Consider the following 3249-nt stretch of genomic DNA (forward strand, 5'->3'; position numbering starts at 1 on the left):
GTGCCCCTCCACCATCCTGCGGATGGTCCCCCTCCCCGTTCCGGGGAGGATGCGTGTGCTTTTCTTGGGTCAGGATTGGCTCAGGCCGGAGCGAGAACGGTGCCGTTCGCAGCCCGGCATGGGCCAATCCTGACCCAAGAAAACAGAAAACCCTCGAGCCGGGGGCAGAGGCTCGAGGGTTCCTGTAAGCGTTCGTCACGCTAGTATCAGAGCGGTCACTCAGGAGGCGCGGGCAACAGGGGGGAAACCCGCCTCACAACCGTTCTGACAAGACCTATATGGGGTGCCGCTCCTGACTGCCAAGTGAACGAAGTTAAGAAAACTGTCGCCGTTTGTCGCTAGAGCCGCACATTCGGCGATAAACCGCCTCCCGCCATCGACGATCAGGGGTTGGTCACTTAACGACGATTGCGCGGGCGCGGGTCGTTCCAGCGGAAGTCGTTGTCGGTCACCGGGACGCCATAGCGCTGGTTGGACAGGCTGATGGTGGTGCGCTTGTTCTGCGAATCGAGCGAGACCCAGTAGGTCAGTTCCAGCCCGCCCGGGGCCGACGCCTTGCGCGTGAAGATCAGGGTGATCACGCCGTACTCGGGGTGCGAGCGATCGCGTACCTCGATGCTGACGACGCCCGGATTGCCGGTCTGGATCAGCTTGCCGAACTTCGCGACGTCGCGGCTGGGATCGAGCAGCGCGCCGAGCGGGCTGTTCTTGATCGGCCAGCGCTGCACCTGGCGCACTTCGTAGTCGATGAAGTTTAGCGCCCTGCCGTCGCCGACGATCAGCATCTTGGCGCTCGGCTGGTACTGGAAGCGGATCTTGCCGGGGCTCTTCATCGTCAGCACGCCGCTGACGGTCTGGCCCGAGCGGTCGGTCTGGACGAAGTCCGCCTTCATCGTGCCGATGCCGCGCAAGGCCGCGACGGCCTGCTCGACTTGTTTCGCGTCATCGGGCGCGGCTGCGACGGCCTGCGCGGGAACGAGAGCGGCGGACACGGAAAGCGCGGCCAAAGCGGCCGCGCTCACACAGGATCGAAAGATTTTTGTCACGTGGTTCATGGCTTTCCCGTTGGGTCCACAGCCTTGAACCGACCGTGAACCTTACTTGATCTTGGCTTCCTTGAACTCGACGTGCTTGCGCACGACGGGATCGTACTTCTTGAAGCTGAACTTCTCGGTCGTGTTCCGCGGATTCTTCTTGGTCACGTAGAAAAAGCCGGTGTCGGCGGTCGAGACAAGACGGATCTTGACGGTTGCGGGCTTCGCCATGGCGGTATCCTGTACTTTCTAAGTTGCAGCCGCCCTGGCAGGCCGGCGTTACGAAAAACTATAAAGGGGCGACACCGAGGCGCCGCCCTTCAAGGTTGCGCCCCTTGCTGGATTGGCCTCGCAAAGTCAAGGGCGCGGCACCGATTCGCGTGATGCTCAGGAGAGCGGAAACGGCTTTATCGGCTCCAGGACGCCGAATTTCTCGCGCTTCGGTTCGGCATCGAGCGGCGGCAGGTCGAGTTCGGGCGCTTCCACTTTCGTATCGGGCAGCCGCGCCAGCAGATCGCGAATCAGGGTCAGACGGCCGAGCCGCTGGTCGTTGAAGTCCACCAGCGTCCACGGCGCATGATCGGTATGCGTGGCCTTGAGCATCGCCTCGCGCGCCTTGGTATATTCGCCGTACTTGTCGCGCGCGGCGATATCGACCGGCGACAGCTTCCAGCGCTTGAGCGGGTCGTCCAGCCGTTCGTGGAGGCGCTCCTCCTGCTTGTCCTGATCGCAGGAGAGCCAGTATTTGAACAGCAGGATACCGTCGTCGATCAGCATCTTCTCGAAGGTGGGCGCGTGGCGCAGGAACGCATCGACCTCGTCCTCGGTGGCATAGCCCATCACCTTCTCGACCCCGGCGCGGTTGTACCACGAGCGATCGAACAGGACGATCTCGCCCTTGGCCGGCAGGTGATCGACGTAGCGCTGGAAGTACCACTGGCCCTGCTCGCGCTCGCTCGGCGCGGCCAGCGCCACGGTGCGGCACTGGCGGGGGTTGAGCTGGCCGGAGACGGCCTTGATCGCGCCGCCCTTGCCCGCCGTATCGCGCCCTTCGAACAGGATGACGATGCGCGCGCCCTTCTTCTGCGCCCAGCGCGCCATGCCGACGAGTTCCTCCTCCATCGGCTCGAGGAGCTTCTCGTAATCCTTGCGGCCGAGTTTCTCCTCTTTGCTCATGTCTTCAGATCCTCGACAGCAGGAACAGCGCCAGTGCGCCGGCGACGATACGATACCACGCGAAGGGTGCGAAGCCGGATTTGCTGACGAAGGCCATGAACGCCTTGATCACCACCAGCGCGACGATGAACGAGACGACGAAGCCGACCGCGATCTCGTTCCAGCCCACTGGCCCCGCGCCCGCCATCAGTTCCTTGTGGTGCTTGAGAAGTTCCAGAGTCGTGGCACCGACCATGGTGGGCACGGCGAGGAAGAAGCTGAACTCGGCCGCCGTCCGGCGCTCGATCCCCATCGACAGCGCGCCCATGATCGTCGCGCCCGAGCGGCTGACGCCCGGCACCATGGCGAGGCACTGCGCGAAACCGACGCCGATACACTTGACTGCGGGCAGTTCCGAAACGCCGGTAAGCGGGCCGGGCTTGGCGACCTTCTCGATGCCGAGGATCGCGATGCCGCCGATAATGAGCGCCCAGGCGACCACCGCGGGCTCGCCCAGCAGGCCTTCGATATAATTGTTGAACAGCAGGCCCAGCACCGCCGAAGGGATGAAGGCCAGCAGCACGTTGCGCACGAAGCGGATCGAGGTGGGGTTGAGCTTGAGCAGCCCCATGCCCACGGCCCAGAAGGTGCGCCAGAACTGCACGATCACCGCCAGGATCGCGCCCAGCTGGATGACGATGTTGAAGGTCGCCCACTGGCTCGAATCATAGCCGAACAGGCGGGTGGCAAGGATGAGATGGCCAGTCGAGGAGACGGGCAGGAACTCGGTGAGGCCCTCGACAATGCCGAGGAGGATCGCGGTTAGGGTCAGGTCCATAAGCTGGAGGTCATGCCGCACCGGGCGGGCAAGTCAACCGGGGACGTGCTGCATTGCAGAAATGTGAGGTGGAAGACGGGTTGGGGTGGCGCTTCGCGGCGGTGCCCACCCCGTCCGGCTAGTTCGCTTCGCTCTCAAGCCTCGCGGCCCTCCCGCAAGCGGGAGGGCGTACTTCACCTGCCCCCCTCCCGCTTGCGGGAGGGGTCGGGGGTGGGCCTTCTT

Annotated in this window: 4 protein-coding genes; all 4 read right to left on the reverse strand. The window is 64.0% G+C overall.

The features are described 5' to 3' along the window. Positions 1-398: 398 nt before the first annotated feature. Entirely contained in the window at positions 399-1055 is a 657-nt protein-coding gene (locus tag ACYPYD_RS24325; protein ID WP_459666010.1) for a LolA family protein, read from the reverse strand. A 42-nt stretch (positions 1056-1097) separates the two neighbouring features. After that, complete coding sequence (gene rpmG / locus ACYPYD_RS24330) at positions 1098-1265, reverse strand: 50S ribosomal protein L33 (RefSeq protein WP_008831595.1); 168 nt, start codon at positions 1263-1265, stop codon at positions 1098-1100. A 156-nt stretch (positions 1266-1421) separates the two neighbouring features. Continuing rightward, positions 1422-2210 (reverse strand): polyphosphate kinase 2, encoded by a 789-nt coding sequence (gene ppk2 / locus ACYPYD_RS24335; protein WP_459666011.1) that lies wholly within the window; start codon positions 2208-2210, stop codon positions 1422-1424. A gap of 4 nt (positions 2211-2214) precedes the next feature. Further along, positions 2215-3027: an undecaprenyl-diphosphate phosphatase gene (locus ACYPYD_RS24340; protein ID WP_008831597.1), complete on the reverse strand. Its 813-nt coding sequence runs from the start codon at positions 3025-3027 to the stop codon at positions 2215-2217. Positions 3028-3249: the final 222 nt, after the last annotated feature.

The organism is Novosphingobium sp. 11B (assembly GCF_054589055.1).

Excerpts from the sequence above, each read along its gene's own strand:
- ACYPYD_RS24325 (WP_459666010.1), bottom strand. The coding sequence starts at position 1,055 with ATGAACCACGTGACAAAAATCTTTCGATCCTGTGTGAGCGCGGCCGCT.
- rpmG (WP_008831595.1), bottom strand. The coding sequence starts at position 1,265 with ATGGCGAAGCCCGCAACCGTCAAGATCCGTCTTGTCTCGACCGCCGAC.
- ppk2 (WP_459666011.1), bottom strand. The coding sequence starts at position 2,210 with ATGAGCAAAGAGGAGAAACTCGGCCGCAAGGATTACGAGAAGCTCCTC.
- ACYPYD_RS24340 (WP_008831597.1), bottom strand. The coding sequence starts at position 3,027 with ATGGACCTGACCCTAACCGCGATCCTCCTCGGCATTGTCGAGGGCCTC.